The following is a 19,533-nucleotide window of genomic DNA, read 5'->3' as shown; positions in this document are numbered from 1 at the left end:
TTATTGGCCTTAATTTATACGTTGCGTATTCACTATGCTATTTTCTGTGCCAAATGTATTACCAATGTAACCGTCGGCTTGGTGGTCGTTATCCCAAATATCTCCATTGATTAGATAACGAAAATGGAACTGCTGATCAATAGGAAGGCGTTGCTTACACTTAAAAACGCCCTGTTTTTTATTGAGCTTCATTGGCACTGGCTGCCAATCATTAAATTCACCTAGCAAACAGACTTGCTCTGCCTCAGGGTGAGTGAACTCAAAAGTAACTTCAGCTTCATCTTTTGTTTTAAAAAAACGTTTATTCAACATAGCAGGCTCCAACTAAACCATAAAGGGTAATTAATCTTTGCCACAGGCCATACAACTAAACAAAAAGGCGATGTGGATTCCATTCAAAATCATTAAACACGTTGTAAGTTAACCAAAACTTTATTTACGCATTATTACAGTGCAGCAATTCTTTTTTTGCACCTAAAAAGTGCAGTTAGTATCTAAACATTCACTTTTGTAAAGCTCAATATTATAGAGCAATATTTAAACCAACTAGACGTGCCACACTTTATTTATTGTCTCAACTTTTATTAGTACCAAACATGAAATAATTCAAAAGTATTACTTAAACTTATAAAATTCTTTTGTTATGCGCTTTTATAAACGATAATAAACCGCATATTAATACTTTGAAATATCATAATTTTCATGTTGAAAAAAAGCATTCTAATAACTATAGCAATCACCTTTTTAATAATAGCCACACTTATTGGTTCTTCAATCTATACCCTTTATAGCAAAAAAGAAATCTCAGTTGATCCTAAATTAAAAGAAATATCAGGTATAGAATTTGATAAGCAAAAACGCCTATGGGCTATTAACGATGGAGGCAATGAACCCAAACTATATAGGCTCAACAAAGATGGCTCTATCGCCAAAGAAATCTTAGTTGAAAATGCCAAAAACATAGACTGGGAAGATATGACTCAAAACAAGTTTGGGCATTTTTTCCTAGGTGATTTTGGCAATAACAAAAACGATCGCAGATGGCTCACTATTTATAAAATAGAAAACCCAATAGATATAAAAACAGATATAACTCAAGCAGAAATTATAAAATTTACCTACCCAGAAATGGATGGAAGTCCAATAAAACCCAATAATCGAAATTTTGATTTAGAAGCATTTGTCGCGCTTGGCCGTCATTTATATTTATTTACTAAAAACCGCACTGAACCGTTTGATGGTATTACTAAGGTATATAAAGTGGGCGATCACGCCGCTAACTTTAAAGCTGAGTTAATCGATTCTTTCAAAACATGTACTACATTAGAAAAACTATGTTGGATAACATCAGCAGCCTTAAGTCCTGACCGTAAAAAATTGGTATTACTTGATTCAACCAGTATTTGGTTATTTGAAAACTTTGAAGGTGATAAATTTTTCTCTGGTGATGTATCAAAAATAGACCTAGGGATTGTTACTCAAAAAGAGGCTGTTACGTTCTTTGACGACAACACCATTGTATTTACCGATGAAGAGTTTAAAGGTATTGGCGGTAATGCTTACTTTATTAAGCTTGATGAAGCAAATAAAACAGTGGTGAAAAGAGTAAAAGTGACGCCAAAAATAACCAATGCATCAACAAAGTAATCTGATGCATTGACATGATACATACTCAGGCTCATCGCTTAAATTTGGTTTCTAAAATAACAGACGATGTTGTACGCTCTACCCCATCAAGGTTGCCAATATCGTCTAGCAAATGACTAAGTTGCTCCAAATTTTGTGCTTGAACTACCGCAATTAAATCAAACTCGCCACTTATTGCATAAAGCTGTGAAATAGCGTCAATTTGTTTTAGTTCTAAGTTGGTTTTAGTGGTGAGCTTTTGCTTTACTTTTATTGATACATGCGCCGATACCATTTTGTTTAAATAGTCATCTCCGTAGTCTACGCTATACCCTTTAATTACCCCGCTTTCTTCTAACTTTAACATTCTACTTTGCACTGTAGAGCGCGACAGGTTCAATAGTCTGGCAAGGTCAGAAATACTCGCGCGTGCATTTGTTTTTAGTATCGATAATAGCTTTTCGTCTTGTGGAGTTATCATAATGGTTATTTATTTCGTTATTTTGCCTTTTATTCTAATCATTTTTCACAAAATAGCACTGCAATTTTAACTGCGAACCTTCGATAATAGTGTCCTATAAAAAATAATAACGTGTTTGCTCAAGAATAACGGCTATATTCTTCTTTAATTTAGCAACTAATCTTTTATCTAAGCCCATTTAATTTAGGTGTACAAAAATGCAAGTAACTAGAGACTTATTTAACGACGTAATGGTACCAAACTATAACCCATCAGCAATTATCCCAGTTCGTGGTGAAGGTTCACGCGTTTGGGATCAAAATAACAATGAGTTCATTGATTTTGCCGGTGGTATTGCCGTTAACTGTTTGGGTCACTGTCATCCTGCATTAGTTAAAGCATTAAAAGAGCAAGGCGAAAAAATTTGGCATTTATCAAATGTTATGACCAATGAGCCAGCACTTCGTTTAGCTCAAAAAATGGTTGAAGCAACATTTGCTGATAAAGTTTACTTTGCAAACTCAGGCGCAGAAGCAAACGAAGCCGCGCTTAAATTAGCTCGTCGTTATGCATTGGACGTATATGGCGCTGAAAAAACGCAAATTATTGCATTTAATAAAGGTTTCCATGGTCGTACATTCTTTACAGTAACTGTGGGCGGGCAAGCGGCTTATTCAGATGGCTTTGGTCCAAAACCAGCTGACATAGTACATTGTGATTTTAACGATATAGCGGCATTTGAAGCGCTGATCAGCGATAAAACATGTGCTGTTATGATGGAGCCATTACAAGGTGAAGGCGGTATTATTTCACCAACAGATAAATTTGCTAAAAAAGTACGCGAACTTTGTACTAAACATAACGCGTTACTTATTTTTGATGAAGTACAAACGGGTGTTGGTCGCACAGGCGATTTATACGCTTATGAAGGTTTAGGGGTTGTTCCTGACATTTTAACAACGGCAAAAGCATTGGGTGGTGGTTTTCCAATTGGCGCTATGATCACACGTACACCGATTGCTGAGCATTTAAAAATTGGTACTCACGGTTCTACTTATGGCGGTAATCCGCTAGCTTGTGCTGTAGCTGAAGCGGCATTTGATACAGTAAATACACCAGACGTACTAAATGGAGTTAAAGAGCGCGAGCAATTGTTCCGTGACGGATTAAACGCAATTAACAAAAAATACAACGTCTTTAGTGAAGTACGCGGTAAAGGCTTATTAATTGGCGCAGTACTAAATGACAAATTTGAAGGCCGCGCACGCGACTTTTTAGTAGCCAGTGCTAATAATGGTTTGATGAATCTTGTAGCGGGTATGAATGTAATTCGCTTTACACCGTCTTTAGTTATCCCGTTTGAAGATATTAAAGAAGGCTTAGCGCGCTTTGAAAAAGCCGTTAGCGACGTAGTAAACGGTTAATATAGTTTAAATTAGCACGCCTACAGGCGTGCTATTGGAGCAAGCAATAAATGCAAGTATTACGTCCTATTACAGCCAATGATTTTGACGCGCTTAAACAAATAGCGATTGAATCCGGTCATGGGTTTACCTCTTTACCTGTGGACGATGCACAGCTTAAAGAAAAAATTGAACGTGCTGAAAAAAGCTTTGCCAAAAACATTAACCAGCCACTTGATGAAAGCTATTTATTTGTTTTAGAAGACAGTGAAACAGGTGACGTTATTGGCACAACCGCTATAGAAGCCGCGGTAGGTTTATCGGTGCCTTTATATCATTATCATTTAGGTAAAACAGTACACCACTCGCCTACTTTAAATGTATATAACACCGTTGATATTTTAAGCATGTGTAACGACTACACAGGTTGCTCAGAAATATGCACATTATTTTTGCGAGAAAATAGCCGCAAAGGTTTAACGGGTCGATTTTTATCACGTTCACGCTTTTTGTTTATGGCTCAACATAGCGAGCGTTTTGCCGATACTGTTATCGCAGAAATGCGTGGTGTTAGCGACGAAGACGGTCATTCTCCTTTTTGGCAATGGCTACAAGAGCACTTTTTTAGTATCGAATTTCCACAAGCGGATCACTTAGTTGGCTTAGGCGATAAGGTATTTATTAGCGAGTTAATGCCTAAATACCCTATTTATGTGAACTTGCTTAGTAAAAAAGCCCAAGCAGTGATTGGGCATGTGCATGAAAAAACAAAACCTGCGCTAAAACTATTAGAAAAAGAAGGGTTTGAGCACAGAGGCTACGTTGACTTATTTGACGCAGGCCCAACAGTTGAAGCAAAGCTTGGAAATATTCGCAGCATTCGCGATTCTCAAGTTTGCCCTGTTACGATTGGCGAGCTTGATCACATATCACAAAATAGCTCTGATACGCTGGCTGTATGCAATCAAGGCGTAAGTGGCTTTAGAGCAACATTTACCAAAGACGCACATTACAATCATGCAAAACATACCCTCGTCATTAGCCAAGATGTGGCTAATGCGCTTAATTTAAGCCAAGGAGATGCAGCGCGATTTTTCCGCCTGTAAATAATTTATGAATACACACCTAATTAATAACCAATGGCATGTGGGACTTGGTCCAGCATTTGAGTCAATCAATCCAAGTAATGGCGATGTGGTATGGCAAGGTAATGGCGCAAACGCCCAGCAAGTAGATTCTGTTATAAAAGCAGCTAGAGCCGCGCAATTACAATGGGCAGACAAACCACTTGAAGAGCGTATCGCCATTTTAGAAAACTTCGCAGCACAATTAAAAGAACACAGCGAAGAATTTGCTAGCATTATTGCACGCGAAACGGGTAAGCCATTATGGGAAACCCGTACCGAAGTAGGCGCAATGACAGGAAAAGTAGCTATATCTGTAAAAGCCTACCATGAGCGTACAGGTACAACCGAAAACCCAATGCCCGGTGCTAAAGCGTTTATTAGACACAAACCGCATGGTGTTGTGGCTATTTTTGGCCCGTATAACTTTCCTGGACATTTACCAAACGGGCATATTGTTCCTGCAATTTTAGCCGGTAATACCGTTGTATTTAAGCCATCAGAATTGACTCCGCACGTTGCAGAATTTACCCTCTCACTTTGGTTAAAAGCAGGTTTGCCAGCGGGTGTTATTAACCTTGTGCAAGGTGAAATTGAAACAGGTAAAGCGCTTGCTTCTCATAAAGATATAGATGGCTTGTTTTTTACCGGTAGCTCAAACACAGGCCACTTATTACATAAACAGTTTGCAGGACACCCTGGCAAAATTTTAGCACTTGAAATGGGCGGCAATAATCCTCTTATTGTAAAAGATGTGAGCGATATAAGCGCCGCTGTACACGATATTATTCAATCAGGCTTTATTACCTCAGGTCAACGTTGTACGTGTGCACGTCGCTTATTTATTGAAAAATCAGCCAACGGTGATGCTATTTTAGAAAAGCTAATAAGCGCAACTAAAAACATAGTTGTAGACGACAGTTTTGCTACAGAGCAGCCTTTTATGGGTGCAATGATAAGCGAAAAAGCAGCACTGGGTATGGTTGCCGCGCAAAGTGAATTAGTCTCAAAAGGCGCGCAAATCCTTGTTGAACTTAAGCAATTAAATCCAGGCACAGGTTTTGTAAGCCCGGGCATTATTGATGTAACAAGCATTACCGACATGCCAGATGAAGAGCATTTTGGGCCGCTAATTAAAGTGTATCGTTACACCGACTTTGACAGCGCAATTATTGAAGCCAACAACACAAGCTTTGGTTTATCTGCAGGTTTACTTAGCGACAGTGAAGATGACTACACTCACTTTTTAAAGCGCATTCGTGCCGGTATTGTTAACTGGAACCGCCCTATTACAGGTGCCTCTAGTGCAGCTCCATTTGGCGGTATTGGCGCCAGTGGAAATCACAGAGCAAGTGCCTATTACGCCGCCGATTATTGCGCATACCCTGTAGCATCTGTTGAGTCAGATAAAGTGAGCTTACCGCAAACTCTAGCACCAGGCTTGGTAATTGAATAAGCAATAAAACCAAATTTTAGATTTAAGGACTTAACATGCATACTGATGTAAATACATTATTTGAGAACCTTTGGGAAAACTATTTAAACGTAACTCCATCGGCAGATAAAATTCATGACCTTTTAGGTTCAACGCAAAAAGATGACATCATTAACGATCATATTGCGCTGCGTACATTTAATATTGAAAAAGTGGGTCTTGAAAAGCTCGCCGCTCACTTTTTAGCAATTGGTTACAAAGAATGTGGTGAGTACCACTTTGAAACTAAAAAACTTTACGCAAAACACTATGAGCATAGCGATCCTAATCAGCCAAAAGTATTTATCTCTGAACTATTAGTAGAAAAATGCTCGCCAGAGTTACAAGCCATCGTAACCGATATGGTAAGTCAAATTGACGAAAGTGCAGTTACAGCAGACAACTTTTTATATTCAGGCACGCATTGGCAAGTAAGCACCGATACTTACAAACAACTGCTAGCTGAAAGCGAATATGCAGCGTGGATGTCGGCGTGGGGTTACCGTGCCAATCACTTTACCGTAAATATTAATACGCTTGCTAAGTTTGATAACATTCATGATGTTAACCAAGCTCTAAAAGATGCAGGTTTTTCGCTTAATACATCAGGCGGCGAAGTTAAAGGCTCACCAGAGGTGTTACTAGAGCAATCATCAACACTTGCTGATGAATATTCAGTGACCTTTAGTGACAGTGATATGAGCATTCCTAGTTGCTTTTATGAGTTTGCTATTCGTTACCCTAAAGCAGACGGTGAGCTTTATACTGGTTTTGTTGCAGCCTCTGCTGACAAAATATTTGAAAGCACCAACGCTCGATAATAAAATTCAAAATTTAGTACAAAAAAGCCCGAAAGGGCTTTTTATAAAGACAACACTGGAGATACTTGGTATTTTTAAAGAAAAAGGCATAAATATGAAGTTTTTTAAAATATGTATTCTTATCAGTTTATTAGTTACACCTTCTTTAATTTATGCGAACCCTTCCCTTACTATTTTATCTTATTCGTATTTTTCAGATGAAGATGCCGATTCAAGGGCCCGCGAACAATACTATAATTTTTTTCAGCCAATTTTGAACACGTATTTTGATACCGTTTTAACGAGAACAAATCATGCTCGATTAATTAAACGTTTATCGACTAACGAGGCAGTTTGTAGCTTTAATTTAATAAAAACAAAAGCTCGAAACAAACAGCTTGTCTTTTCTCAAATTCCAACTTATATGCATCAGCAACGCAAATTATTTGGTTTCAAAAACACTTTAAAAGATTTACCTACAAAAGTTTCTATTTCAAAATTACTTAATAACAAACACACCTTTGCCATAGTTAGTTCCACAAGTTATCAACAATTAGATGCGATATTTTCGGATTATAGAACCCAAGTAGCAAAAATAACAGGCGCAAACAGCTTTGCTCAACTTAGCCAATTATTAATTCATAAACGTGTTGATATGATCATCGATTATGAAAACACTATGAAAATGAACTTAACAGATACGCAATTTTCTCAGCTAGAAAGTCGAGACATTAGTGAATACCCCGAGTTTATAAATGGGTACTTTGCTTGTAGTAAAACTTTAGAAGGAAAAAAAGCAATCGCCTTAATTGATAATTACATGAAAACACCTGCAGCCTATGATTTTTTAAAGCAGACTCACCATAATTCGACTTCGCCAGAGGTAGCAGAGCGGATGATGGCAATATATAAAACTACGTTTAATATAGCTCAACACAAATGAATATTAAGATTTGAAACTTAGTTGACCTTCATCTGACCCCTGTTTCTTGTCATGTTCATATAACCACTTGACAATTAATAATTAACTTCAAGAATTTTTAAGAGTCACCTACGAGGGACGTTTTACTCTTTGTTGCCGGCATGAGTATAACGGCGAGAGCCGAACGCGAAAGCTTTACTCGGTTTTTTACTTATCCCACTAAGTTACAAACCTCGTACTACGATTAAATCGTTCCTAAATAGAACAAATTCCAATCATGCAAGGTCAACAAAAGTGAATTTAACTGTGCACATACATTATTAGTGACACTGAACTGACTCGTAGATAAACCATACACAAACAGTTGTTTGTACTTACACCTACAGCTGGAGGTACGTGCACTAACTTGGCAACAACCAGTGAAGCCAACTTAGTTGCTAGCGAAGATATCCCGAGTGAAAGTACTATTCACAGGGTTCCAATTAAAAGCAGTTGCTCATTCCAACCGCGCTTTTATTAAATTGAACCTTCAAAACATTGCTTTTCCCTTAATCTACCCTCAATTATGAGTGGTTTTTTAAGTTTGGATTTTTTTATGTCCGAAACTATTTCTCGAGTGGTTTCATCTTCAATCCAAATAAATACATTATTTCCATCTATTTTTCTATTTAGAATATATCTTCCCCCTGATTTTAAATTAACTTTAAATTTTACAAAGGCATTTTTTATGCTCGATTGAAAATCTCTGTCACCAATTACTGCTTTAACCCATAAGATGTGTTCTCCTCTCTCATATTGTCTAGCCTGATGCCAGTCTGTTGGTAATTTATTATTACACATTAAAAATACGTATTCTCTTTTCTTACCTTTATCAAAAGCAAAGTTTTCAAAACGAAAATGATTATCTTTTATATCTATTTTAATAGGAAAATTTTGACATCCAGTTACAAAAGATAAGCAAACTAAAATTAATAAGTAAACTTGCTTCATATAATTTCTTCTTTATTATTGTTTTACTTCTAAAGGAGTCATAAAATAAAAAAGCACTATAAAATTATAGTGCCTTTATTAGATTCATTTCGACTAGGTCAAAAAATTAGAACATCATATTGAATACAACTTCAACACGACGTGGCGTTTGGAAATATAGAGAACTACCAAACTTCGCATTCGGGTTGAATGCTGCATCTTCTTCTGCTAATTCTTCATAAGTGGTAACATTTGAGGCATCAAATAAATTGAATACATTTAAAGCTATATATGCAGAGTCAAACGTCTCAAAGTCACTTAAGTCATATTTTATATTAGCATTAATTGTTGTAGTCCAAGGTGTTCGGCCAAAACTACCACGAGAGAATTTAGTATCTCCTACATAATAAGTATCACCGTATTCATAAGAACCTTGATCTGGAGCATAACCCGCACCAAGTGCATTACGAGGACGACCAGAAGTAATATTAGCATTCATACCAACAAGTAAGTTATCTGTAACAGCGTAAGAACCGAACAGTTTTAATGCATGACGACGATCATTTGGTAAATAACCGTTTGCACCATCCATTAAGTAAGGGTAATCCCAGTCAGTAGTTAAACCAGCATCATCTTGACCATTATCAGATTTCACATAACCTTCAGCATTGCCGTAACTTTGTGACCATGTATATGTTGCGTTAAACATCCACAGTCCGTCCCAAGATTTTTCAAGTACTACATCCACTGAGTTGTAGTTCCGTTTAGCATCTGGATAACCTAGTTGCTCTGCAGTGAAATCGTAATCTTCTAATGTGCCGTCACCATCATAATCATACTGGAAGGAAACACCCTCACCAGGATTAAATAATAAGAAATGATCACTATCTAAACCAATATCCTTGAAGGCTTCAACCATACTGCCATCATCTATGATGCTTTTTACTTCACGGCGCGTAAATTTAACACCTAGTGACCAGTCTTCGTTAAGCATGCCTTGGTATCCGAAAATCAGCTCATCTTGGTACATTGGTTGTAGACCGTTATCACGCACACTAACAGGGCTAGGTGTAGTGCCATCCCCTATTACATCTGTCTCACCTAGCTTATCTCCAAGTACAGGAACACCATCAGAACCTTCACTTTGAATTGTATAGTAATCATGCGTATAAAGCTCGGCACCTGATAGACGAACATTTGTATTTGATGCAACTGGTAGATAGTAACGACCTGCGTTAGCAAATATCTTATGCTCACCATCACCAAATAAATCATATGCTAGACCTAAACGAGGAGCAAACTGATTATCAATTTTAACAAAAGTGTTACCACTTGCATTTAAGTTTTCAAAACTATCCCAACGTAAACCAATTGTTGCTGTTAATTGTTCTGTAACATTCCAAGTATCTTCTATATAAAATGCTTCATTATTGATATCAAATTCACCACCAACATTGTAGTTACGAACACGTACGTATCGGCCTGATTCATTAATTTCATAACCGTTTGGTAAAATTGAACCTGCATCATAACCAATATATCTGTAATAAATGCCACCAGATAAGTCAACCTGGCTTGTGGAAGTGTTTTTTCAGCATCATACCCGAAGCGTAAACGATGATCGTCAGCAACTAACCAATCAAAATCTAAACGATACTGCTTTCGCTCATCGCTATTAGTAGAAATTTGAAAAGCTGATGGATCCCAACAACCTAAGTTTTGCCCTGCTTGAGCATCGATAACTACAGGGCAATCAGCGCCAGCTGAACGCGTAGTATCATTGAATTCTACTTTACCAGCCATTGCGGACACAGATAGATAATCTGTCAAATTGCCATTATAGCGGATAGACCAGCTAGTACCACCACTTAGTGTATTAGAGCTAGAAGCATTTTCTTTATCGAGAGCCCCATTTTCATCACGATCATAAGTAGTTGAGTATTCTTTAGATTCATCTTTAAACATCCAAGCCATTAAAGAGTGATCTTCATTAATATTCCAATCAAGACGACCCAAGTAATATGGGTCATCATCTGTACGATTCAGCAATGCCGTACCACGTGACGACAGATCATCGTAGTCGTACTCTCTAAACTCATAAAGAGCATAGAAAAATAAAGTGTCTTCGATTAATGCACCACTAGCAAAAATATCAGTAGTTCTTGATGCTCGTGAATCTTCGCTATTATCAGTTATAATATCACCAACTGTGTTTGCGCAAGTTTTAACAACTTCATCATTTACAGATTTATAACTACAATCATCTGATAAATAGTTTGTGTTCGGACGTTGGCCACCGAGTGATTCAATATTCTGGCGATGTTGAAGACCGAAATGAAATTCATTAGTCCCAGCTTTTGTTACTGAGTTAATTACACCGCCTGTAGAACGACCGAATTCAGCTGAATAACCACCCGTTTTGATTTGAAAAGAATCATAAGATAAGAATGGAATTGTAGAGCCCCCAACACCATTTCGGAAGTTGGTCATATTGAGACCATTTACATAATAAACATTTTCAGCTTGTGATGCCCCACCGAAACTCCCTAATGAATTCCCTTTTGCATCAGAAAAACGTGAGTCACCAAGGTTTACACCCGGCGATAATAATGCTACTGAGGTAATATCTTGCGCAACCGGCAGGCGAGTTAATTCATCAGCTGAAATATTAAATGAAGCCTCAGAACTAGTTACATCAACACGTGCAATTTTACTTCCTGTAACAGAAATAACTTCAATATCACCCTCAGTCATTCCAACTTCAATAGCAGCTGATTTACCGATACCAATTACAATGTTTTTAAGTTCTGATGTCTGGTAGCCTACTTTTTCAATTTTAATATTATAGGTACCAACTGGTACAGCGTTAAGATTAAATTGGCCATTGCTGTCAACCTGGATAGACTTAACATAACCATTCGCTGGATTCGAAATTGTTACAGTTGCACCTGCAATCGGAGCTTCGTTAGCTTGTTGTGTAATGATACCTTTAATTGCACCATCAACATTGCTAGCTGAACTAATACCACTATAAAAGGTTAATGTTGAGCATATTGCAGCGCATAACGCTGCTTTTTTAAATAGTTTTGCTTTTGTTTTCACGATAATTATCCCTGTTTTTGTTATTAAATTACATCCAAAAGGATGAAAAAATACAATAGCATTAGCGTTTCCAGTATGTAAACAAAAAAACAGATAGTTAACATAAAAAATAAAAATACCATTAATTATAAAAATAACGGCTTATAATCGTTTTCTAACTTTTCAAACGATAAGTCGCCAATAAAACGACCGAAGCTCAACCAAGTGGCCAAACCGCGTAAATCTTTAAAGTGTGGCGGCACAAATTGTGGGCTCTCTATCACACCTAAATCATGAAGCTGCGATATTAATCTAAAGTCATCTATCGATATTTTACCTACCAATAATAAAGGTAGCCTATCGATTCGACCAAGCTGGATTGCTACGCGTATTAAGTTATAAACCAGTACAAAGCCTTTAATGTAGGCAATATCTTTTGTAAACGGCAGACCTGTTGGCGTACTACCTCTAAATACACGCTGCGCAAGTGTGTAACTGTCATCTTTTGATAAACCTTGCGCTACGTAATCACGGTAAATGTCAACAAATTCAGCACCATCTATTACTTTTGTAACCGCTTGAATACGATTCACTAATTTAGATAAACGCCTTGGGGTCGATTTTAATGTAATAATTTCGGTAAGTACCGCTAAACCTTCTTGGGTAATAGTCGAGCTAGGCGTGCCTTTACTTAAACAGGTTAAATACGGCTGCGCTAATCCATTTTGAGTTGTGCCCACGTGTATCCACCCTTCGTGAACTTCTAAAATATCAAGCTCACGCTGAGAAAACTTAACATCTTGATTTAGTTTTATATTATTTGCACCGGCGGCTGCATCACTGACAATCCCATCGCTAAGCATAACCTCTACGTTTATACCTGCCATGCTGGCATTTACTTGCTCAGACAAAATACGCACCGCATCAACAGCAGCAATATTTTTAGGGTCGTCAGGTAGTATGTCGGCTATGAGTAAATTTTGCAGCGGTTTATCTAGCATATTAGCTAGCTCAGAAAGTGAGGGCTCACCGGCATGAAATAAATCTTTAGGATGACCAAATAACTCTACCGATAAGTCATGGAACTCAGGTGTGCCACGATACTCAAGCATGCTTAATACTGTTTTATACTCTGTGCACATTTTTCCCATGTATTGAGCAATGGGATTTAACTGCCCCAATTGATTAATAATGTTACGGTGCAAAGTAGAAAACGCTTGGCGTAACTCGCTAGGTACAAAACCAAGATCGCGCTGTTGATAGTATGCACGATCGATCAGTGGATTTTTTGACATTTTTGTCTAAAAAACTCCTCTTTAGTTTGTTTATCCCAATTAATAGCATCGAGTATCCTAATAGGCGTTTGCAATGCAATTAATTGATCCGATAACTCACGAGTTTTTAGTAGTAACGCCTTGTCTATCATGGTGTAAGCTCAACAATAAATGAGTTTTGAGCATAATTTAAAAAGGCTAAATTACAAAGCAATATCACACTTTTTTAGCTATTGTTTTTAAGTTGATCGACCCTCATATCTGTATCGTATGAGTTACTAAATGAAAGGTATAAAGCATGAAAAACGAACTCGACAATAAACAGATTTTGGCCGTTTATGAACGTATAATTCAAAAAGGCGAAATGACTGATGAAGGTAAACATTATCAAGGGGTTACTGCTTATTCTGACGTAGACGGTTACACCGTATATTTACAAGGTAGCGGCGTAGAACTGCGCTTTGGTTTTCATAATACTTACCACCTTGACTACCAACATGAAAAGCATAAGGACGACTTTTTGAAAAAATTATATAACATTGCAAACGAGCGATAATGCACCCACGAAAACTAAGACACCGCCCTACCAGTAAGCTCAATACTACTTTTATTAACCAAGTAGTAGAAGAGCTTCAAGCTGATCCAAGCAAAATCTCAATTATTCAAAAAAACCTAGAACAGTACCGCTCTCAAACTCATTTAAAGCGTGGTTTTTTACTGGCTATAGAGCGTTTTGATTGGGTCTTTGAGGCAAGCAAAGATATAGACTTTATTTGCCAGCAAATTTTAGCTGATGACTACATTGGCAATAGACTAAGACGTTACCCCCTACTATTTAAAGGCGTTATTAATAACGCTTAATTGCAATAAAAATTTAAAATCAGAGCATCATGTTGTCCGAATCTAGTTTAAATATTAATTAATTTATAGGTCAACTATTTACACATGTGTTTATTAGAACACTAACTAATTGTAGGTTTAATACTCTTTTGCATTAAAATAACACTATTAGTACTCTAACTATTACGGTACTAACGATTTTATAATAATTTTCTTAATTTATTATAGTAACGAAATCATCACCATTTCAAAAACTCAAAAAAATAAACTTAACCATTTGATTTTATTGAATACACATCCACTTTAAAATCATTGCATTTATTCTATTAATCACTAGATCATTAATGTTCTATCTACATTTTAATATCTCGGTGTTTACCTTAACCTTGAATTATTAGAGCTATTACCTTAAGCTTATCTTTATTGAACGTTCAATTAATAATAATTATGCCTAAAGTCGGAATGGAACCTGTTAGACGTCAGCAGCTAATTGACGCAACTATAGAGTCAGTTGCTACTAAGGGACTTCAAGGCACAACGATAAACAGCATTAGTAAAAATGCAGGTTTATCATCAGGTATCATTAGCCATTATTTTGGTGGAAAGCAGGGGTTAATTGAAGCCACGGTTAGATACTTACTAACAAGCTTAAAGCAAGGCTTAATAAGTAAAGTAAGTCATCAAACCACTGCCACTGAGCGTTTAATGTTTATTATCGAAGCCAACTTTGCGCTTGTACAACAGCGTAATGATACAACCCGAACGTGGTTGAGTTTTTGGGCGCAATCGATGCACGATGAAGAATTACACAGACTACAAAACGTAAACAGTAAACGCTTGCAAAGTAATTTAGCATTTTCTTTTAAGCAATTAATGCCTATTGAGCAAGCAAATCAAGCTGCAGAACTTAGCGCCGCGATGATCGATGGCCTATGGTTAAGAGCAGTACTGAGTAAGTCAGACAATAATCAGTTTAAACACAGTGAAAAGTTAGCAAAAAGCTATGTACTTTCACTTATCAAGCAATATGGAGCCTAGCGTGACTACACCTGTCTATCAAAATTTTATTAACGGCCATTTTCTTGCAAACCAAAGCGGCAAAACATTTGATGTAACAAACCCAGCTACGGGCGAGGTTATTTACGCAGTAGAGATTGCCGACGAATTTATTCAAAACGCAGCCATTGCCAGTGCAAAGCAAGGCTTTGCTCAGTGGTCAGCAATGACACCCATTGAACGCAGCCGCATTTTATTAAAAGCAGTGGCTATTTTACGCGAGCGTAATGATGAGCTAGCACTTGTAGAAGTACTAGACACCGGTAAACCAATGCAAGAGGCAAATTGTGTTGATATTGAAACCGGCGCTGATGTAATTGAATACTTTGCAGGCCTTGCGCCAGCACAAGTAGGCCAACAGCAAATGGTGGGTGATGACTTTTACTACACACGTAAAGAACCGCTAGGTATATGTGCGGGTATTGGTGCATGGAACTACCCACTACAAATTGCATGTTGGAAGTCGGGCCCTGCCCTTGCTGCTGGTAATGCATTTATATTCAAACCATCTGAAGAAACACCTCTTGGCGCTATTAAACTTGCAGAAGTATTTGTTGAAGCTGGCGTACCTGCAGGTGTGTTTAATGTTGTTCAAGGTGCTGGTGATGTAGGCCAGTGGCTAACGCAGCATAACGAGATTGATAAAGTATCGTTTACAGGTGAAGTAGGCACTGGTAAAAAAGTAGTGGCAAGTGCTGCCGGTACTTTAAAAGATGTAACGATGGAGCTTGGTGGTAAATCTCCACTATTAGTATTTGATGATGCTAACATTGAGCAAGCGGTTAGCGCGGCTATGTTAGGTAACTTTTATACCCAAGGCGAAATTTGTACTAACTGTACACGTATTTACGTTCATAAAAATATCTATCAGCAGTTTATTGATGAACTTAAAGCGCGCACTGAGAAAAACATTATTGCCGGCGACCCACAAGATTTAAATACAAACTTTGGTGCGCTTATTTCTAAAAAGCACCAAGAACTAGTAATGAGCTACGTTAATAAAGGTATTGAAGAAGGTGCAACGCTATTAACTGGTGGTACAACGCTTTCACCTGAGTCTGCACCTAATGGCTATTTTGTAGCACCGACTGTGTTCATTGATTGCAACGACGATATGACTATCGTTAAAGAAGAAATATTTGGCCCTGTAATGAGCGTGCTTGTTTTTGACGACGAAGACGATGTTATTGCACGCGCTAACGCAACTCACCTAGGCTTGGCCGCAGGCGTATTTACTAGCGATATTAAACGTGCGCACCGCGTTATTCATAAGTTACAAGCTGGTATTTGTTGGATTAATGCATACGGTAACTCACCTGCTGAAATGCCAGTTGGCGGTTATAAGCAATCGGGCATTGGCCGTGAAAATGGTATACAAACTCTTGATCAATACACGCAAACTAAGTCTATTTATGTTGGTATGGCCGACATAGAAAGCCCATTTTAAGGCGCCCTACTATGAGTAATCATTACGACTATATTATTGTTGGCGCGGGTTCGGCGGGTTGTGTTTTAGCAAACCGTTTATCTGAAGATTCAAGTAACCGCGTGTTACTACTAGAAACTGGCGGTAGCGATAAAAGTATTTTTATAAAAATGCCAACCGCGTTATCTATTCCTATGAATAGTGACAAATACGCATGGCAGTTTCATACGCAGCCTGAGCCTCATTTAGATAACCGTGAAATGCATTGTCCTCGAGGCAAAGTATTAGGCGGCTCGTCATCTATCAACGGCATGGTATATGTACGTGGCCACGCAAAAGATTTTGACGAATGGCAGCAACACGGTGCAAACGGCTGGGATTACCAATCGTGTTTACCGTATTTTCAAAAAGCAGAAAGCTTTTACCTTGGTGAAAATACTTACCGTGGTGGAAAAGGCCCGCTTGGCGTTAATAACGGCAACGAAATGAAAAACCCGCTTTACCGCACCTTTATCAAAGCAGGTGTGCAAGCCGGTTACGCTTCTACAGATGATTATAATGCATCGCAGCAAGAGGGTTTTGGCCCAATGCACATGACCGTAAAAGACGGCGTGCGCAGCTCTGCTTCGCGTGAGTATTTAGACCCTGTTAAATCGCGTAGTAATTTAACGATTATTACAGGTGCACTCGCACAGCGCGTGATTTTAGATGGCAAAAAAGCCACAGGCATTGAATACAAAGTAAATGGCGACGTTAAAACTGCACATGCTGCAAAAGACGTTGTACTAAGTGCAGGCCCAATCGGCTCTCCACATATTTTACAACTCTCTGGTATTGGTGATACTCAAGCGCTTGAAAAAGCAGGCGTTGAAGTACAGCATCATCTACCAGGTGTAGGTCAAAACTTACAAGATCATCTTGAGTTTTACTTTCAATACAAGTGTAAGCAACCTATCACGCTTAACGGCAAGCTAGGCATTGTTTCAAAAGGGTTGATTGGCGCGCGCTGGTTATTAACGCGTTCGGGTTTAGGTGCAACGAATCATTTTGAATCGTGTGCGTTTATTCGCTCAAAACCAGGTGTTGAATGGCCAGATATTCAGTATCACTTTTTACCAGCGGCTATGCGTTACGATGGTAGAAGTGCATTTGCAGGTCATGGTTTTCAGGTGCATGTTGGTCATAACAAACCAAAAAGTCGCGGTAGTGTTACTATTGCTTCTGCGAACCCTGAGCAGCCACCAACTATTTTATTTAATTACCTTGAACACCAAGACGATATTGAAGGCTTTAGAGCGTGCGTTCGCTTAACACGCGACATAATCGAACAAAGTGCCTTTGATGAATACCGCGATGAAGAAATTCAACCTGGTAAACATATTCAAACAGATGAAGAAATAGATGCTTTTGTTCGCCAAGCCGTAGAAAGTGCCTACCACCCTTCTTGCTCATGCAAAATGGGTGAAGATGATATGGCCGTTGTTAATTCAAATACGCAAGTACATGGTATTGAAGGACTGCGTGTTGTTGACTCTTCTATATTCCCAACAGTTCCTAACGGAAACTTGAATGCGCCTACTATTATGGTTGCCGAAAAAGCAGCTGACATAATTTTGGGTAAAAACCCATTACAGAAATCGGATGTGAATGTTGCCATAACAACAAACTGGCAAGAAACACAACGTAGTTCAAAGATCTAACTTTAGCCACATGCTCAGGTTTAGCCTCGTCGGGCTAAACCTGAGCGTGCCTTGCAGTGGCACACGATGTAAATAGGTTACGTTGTGTTAATGCGAGAATAAAACAATAAAATACGGAGTGCTTATGAATTATTTTTATTCATTATTGGAGGGTAACAATGACTATTTGGCTTAATGCAGGCATCATTTTTACTTTACTCGCAGTTGTTATTATCTTACTTAAATGGGGTAATGTACGTGTAGTAGGTGTAACACCGGTAAAAACCTTTACGTTTATAGCGATACTATTTACATCAGGCCTTGATGTTGGCCTTATTATGTTTCCTTTAACTGAGTTTGCAGGTTATGCAGACATAAAAGCAAGCCCAGAATACGCGTTTGCAAATCCACTGGCTATTGAATTTGGCTATTGGGGATTCTTGATCTGGGGATTTTACTTTCTTACGTGCTTTTATTTCTGTGTAATAGAACCTAAAGTTAAATTTTTCGAAATTCCTTGGGTCAAATTTATCAATAATGTTGTAATTATTGGCACATGTGCATTTACCGCTTATTTACTACTTACAAATTTACCTTGGTACTTACCCGAATTAGGTGACGGTACAAGTGTAGTTAGCGAGTTTTATTTAATTGTATTTGCTGCGATTTGTTTTGCAGTGTACTCAAGCACCGACATTAAATATGTGCGTATTTTAAGTATTGCGACTACGTGGTTATTCTTAGCGTTAATAGGTTTCATGTGGGTTGGCGCGTTTGTTATTGGTGATAGTGAAATGTCTGCGTTTACTAATAACTTGGGCTCAATTGGCACTTACTTTGCCAACATTAACGAATTTGTTTTACCGTTGAATGATTACCATGAGTTTTACTTATTTTGGTGGTTTGCGTGGAGCATAATGATTGGTCAATTTACATCACGCTTTGTTGGTGGACTTAAAACATACCAAGTATTAGGTGCGATGTTGATATTCCCTTCTATTCCTATTGCGATATGGTTTAGCGTACTTTATCACTACCATGAAGCAGGGATCCCAACTCAAGGTATTAAAAACTTTGCTATGGTATTTGTAGGTATTGTATTTGTAATCAACTCACTCGACTCGTTAGTGCGTTTATATACAGATAACCTAAACCTTACTGTTAAACGTTTTGGTAAAATGAAATATATACTTGGGAATGTTGTCGCTCTGTCTCTATTAACACTATTATTTAAACTAGAGTTTTTACAAATTCAGTGGGTAGGCGCATTAGTTATTGGACTATTCTTTCTGTGTGCTGCTTTTATTGGATACAGTAAATTTAAAACAGTCAAAAATATAGACAGCTCACCAAAAGCAAACAAGATTGATTACACAAAAATAGACACAGTACACTAGGG

Annotated in this window: 17 protein-coding genes and 1 pseudogene; 12 read left to right on the top strand and 6 right to left on the bottom strand. The window is 37.9% G+C overall.

Annotated features, from left to right (window positions below; all coding sequences use genetic code 11):
* Positions 1-9: 9 nt before the first annotated feature.
* On the bottom strand, positions 10-312 hold the full coding sequence (locus P4S65_RS19610; RefSeq protein WP_007376355.1) for an isoamylase early set domain-containing protein: 303 nt from the start codon (positions 310-312) through the stop codon (positions 10-12).
* A gap of 390 nt (positions 313-702) precedes the next feature.
* On the opposite strand from P4S65_RS19610, the gene P4S65_RS19605 reads away from it, so the two are divergent.
* Positions 703-1,647 carry a hypothetical protein gene (locus tag P4S65_RS19605; RefSeq protein WP_033030158.1) on the top strand — a complete coding sequence of 315 codons (945 nt, stop codon included), beginning with the start codon at positions 703-705 and terminating at the stop codon, positions 1,645-1,647.
* A gap of 31 nt (positions 1,648-1,678) precedes the next feature.
* On the opposite strand, the gene P4S65_RS19600 is transcribed toward P4S65_RS19605, so the two are convergent.
* Positions 1,679-2,107, bottom strand: a complete 429-nt coding sequence (locus P4S65_RS19600) for an Lrp/AsnC family transcriptional regulator (protein ID WP_007376357.1) — start codon at positions 2,105-2,107, stop codon at positions 1,679-1,681.
* Between the two features lie 197 nt (positions 2,108-2,304).
* On the opposite strand from P4S65_RS19600, the gene P4S65_RS19595 reads away from it, so the two are divergent.
* Genes P4S65_RS19595 through P4S65_RS19575 form a run of 5 tightly spaced genes read left to right on the top strand, consistent with a single transcriptional unit; the run spans position 2,305 to position 7,830 of the window.
* A complete protein-coding gene (locus P4S65_RS19595) occupies positions 2,305-3,510 on the top strand; it encodes an aspartate aminotransferase family protein (RefSeq protein WP_337120975.1) in 1,206 nt (401 codons plus the stop codon).
* 50 nt (positions 3,511-3,560) lie between these two features.
* Positions 3,561-4,595, top strand: coding sequence for an arginine N-succinyltransferase (gene astA, locus P4S65_RS19590; protein ID WP_149605462.1), 1,035 nt, complete (start codon positions 3,561-3,563; stop codon positions 4,593-4,595).
* 7 nt (positions 4,596-4,602) lie between these two features.
* Positions 4,603-6,069, top strand: a complete 1,467-nt coding sequence (gene astD / locus P4S65_RS19585; protein ID WP_337120972.1) for a succinylglutamate-semialdehyde dehydrogenase — start codon at positions 4,603-4,605, stop codon at positions 6,067-6,069.
* Between the two features lie 35 nt (positions 6,070-6,104).
* Positions 6,105-6,908 (top strand): DUF1338 domain-containing protein, encoded by an 804-nt coding sequence (locus P4S65_RS19580; protein WP_337120970.1) that lies wholly within the window; start codon positions 6,105-6,107, stop codon positions 6,906-6,908.
* Complete coding sequence (locus P4S65_RS19575) at positions 6,886-7,830, top strand: hypothetical protein (protein WP_337120968.1); 945 nt, start codon at positions 6,886-6,888, stop codon at positions 7,828-7,830. The genes P4S65_RS19580 and P4S65_RS19575 overlap by 23 nt, the downstream gene beginning before the upstream one ends.
* Positions 7,831-8,325: 495 nt before the next feature.
* Here the strand turns inward: P4S65_RS19575 and P4S65_RS19570 are convergent, their stop codons facing one another.
* The 4 genes and pseudogenes from P4S65_RS19570 to P4S65_RS19555 form a co-directional block, all read right to left on the bottom strand.
* Complete coding sequence (locus tag P4S65_RS19570) at positions 8,326-8,799, bottom strand: hypothetical protein (RefSeq protein WP_096794558.1); 474 nt, start codon at positions 8,797-8,799, stop codon at positions 8,326-8,328.
* Between the two features lie 106 nt (positions 8,800-8,905).
* Positions 8,906-10,273: a TonB-dependent receptor domain-containing protein gene (locus tag P4S65_RS19565; protein ID WP_337121200.1), complete on the bottom strand. Its 1,368-nt coding sequence runs from the start codon at positions 10,271-10,273 to the stop codon at positions 8,906-8,908.
* Positions 10,189-11,880: a TonB-dependent receptor gene (locus tag P4S65_RS19560; RefSeq protein ID WP_337120965.1), complete on the bottom strand. Its 1,692-nt coding sequence runs from the start codon at positions 11,878-11,880 to the stop codon at positions 10,189-10,191. Before P4S65_RS19560 ends, P4S65_RS19565 begins: the two co-directional genes overlap by 85 nt.
* A gap of 125 nt (positions 11,881-12,005) precedes the next feature.
* A pseudogene (locus tag P4S65_RS19555) lies at positions 12,006-13,285 on the bottom strand (flavohemoglobin expression-modulating QEGLA motif protein).
* Between the two features lie 146 nt (positions 13,286-13,431).
* Here P4S65_RS19555 and P4S65_RS19550 point away from each other — a divergent pair.
* The 6 genes from P4S65_RS19550 to P4S65_RS19525 all read left to right on the top strand — a co-directional run bounded on the left by P4S65_RS19550 (position 13,432) and on the right by P4S65_RS19525 (position 19,531).
* Positions 13,432-13,689 carry a DUF3081 domain-containing protein gene (locus P4S65_RS19550; RefSeq protein ID WP_007376364.1) on the top strand — a complete coding sequence of 86 codons (258 nt, stop codon included), beginning with the start codon at positions 13,432-13,434 and terminating at the stop codon, positions 13,687-13,689.
* Positions 13,689-13,994, top strand: a complete 306-nt coding sequence (locus P4S65_RS19545; protein WP_149605466.1) for a hypothetical protein — start codon at positions 13,689-13,691, stop codon at positions 13,992-13,994. The genes P4S65_RS19550 and P4S65_RS19545 overlap by 1 nt, the downstream gene beginning before the upstream one ends.
* Before the next feature lie 441 nt (positions 13,995-14,435).
* Positions 14,436-15,011, top strand: a complete 576-nt coding sequence (gene betI, locus P4S65_RS19540) for a transcriptional regulator BetI (protein ID WP_007376366.1) — start codon at positions 14,436-14,438, stop codon at positions 15,009-15,011.
* A 1-nt stretch (position 15,012) separates the two neighbouring features.
* On the top strand, positions 15,013-16,476 hold the full coding sequence (gene betB / locus P4S65_RS19535) for a betaine-aldehyde dehydrogenase (RefSeq protein WP_096794554.1): 1,464 nt from the start codon (positions 15,013-15,015) through the stop codon (positions 16,474-16,476).
* Positions 16,477-16,487: 11 nt separating this feature from the next.
* A complete protein-coding gene (gene betA, locus P4S65_RS19530) occupies positions 16,488-18,155 on the top strand; it encodes a choline dehydrogenase (RefSeq protein ID WP_096794553.1) in 1,668 nt (555 codons plus the stop codon).
* A gap of 158 nt (positions 18,156-18,313) precedes the next feature.
* Positions 18,314-19,531: a BCCT family transporter gene (locus tag P4S65_RS19525; protein WP_033038804.1), complete on the top strand. Its 1,218-nt coding sequence runs from the start codon at positions 18,314-18,316 to the stop codon at positions 19,529-19,531.
* Positions 19,532-19,533: the final 2 nt, after the last annotated feature.

The organism is Pseudoalteromonas sp. B131b, from assembly GCF_037162545.1.
Lineage (GTDB): Bacteria > Pseudomonadota > Gammaproteobacteria > Enterobacterales > Alteromonadaceae > Pseudoalteromonas > Pseudoalteromonas fuliginea.
Note: the sequence above shows the minus strand (reverse complement) of the source record. Positions and strands in the feature narration are given on the sequence as shown.

Coding starts and splice junctions, on each gene's coding strand:
- P4S65_RS19605 (WP_033030158.1), top strand. CDS start 703: ATGTTGAAAAAAAGCATTCTAATAACTATAGCAATCACCTTTTTAATA.
- P4S65_RS19610 (WP_007376355.1), bottom strand. CDS start 312: ATGTTGAATAAACGTTTTTTTAAAACAAAAGATGAAGCTGAAGTTACT.
- P4S65_RS19595 (WP_337120975.1), top strand. CDS start 2,305: ATGCAAGTAACTAGAGACTTATTTAACGACGTAATGGTACCAAACTAT.
- P4S65_RS19545 (WP_149605466.1), top strand. CDS start 13,689: ATGCACCCACGAAAACTAAGACACCGCCCTACCAGTAAGCTCAATACT.
- astD (WP_337120972.1), top strand. CDS start 4,603: ATGAATACACACCTAATTAATAACCAATGGCATGTGGGACTTGGTCCA.
- P4S65_RS19525 (WP_033038804.1), top strand. CDS start 18,314: ATGACTATTTGGCTTAATGCAGGCATCATTTTTACTTTACTCGCAGTT.
- P4S65_RS19600 (WP_007376357.1), bottom strand. CDS start 2,107: ATGATAACTCCACAAGACGAAAAGCTATTATCGATACTAAAAACAAAT.
- P4S65_RS19570 (WP_096794558.1), bottom strand. CDS start 8,799: ATGAAGCAAGTTTACTTATTAATTTTAGTTTGCTTATCTTTTGTAACT.
- betA (WP_096794553.1), top strand. CDS start 16,488: ATGAGTAATCATTACGACTATATTATTGTTGGCGCGGGTTCGGCGGGT.
- P4S65_RS19580 (WP_337120970.1), top strand. CDS start 6,105: ATGCATACTGATGTAAATACATTATTTGAGAACCTTTGGGAAAACTAT.
- astA (WP_149605462.1), top strand. CDS start 3,561: ATGCAAGTATTACGTCCTATTACAGCCAATGATTTTGACGCGCTTAAA.
- P4S65_RS19550 (WP_007376364.1), top strand. CDS start 13,432: ATGAAAAACGAACTCGACAATAAACAGATTTTGGCCGTTTATGAACGT.
- betI (WP_007376366.1), top strand. CDS start 14,436: ATGGAACCTGTTAGACGTCAGCAGCTAATTGACGCAACTATAGAGTCA.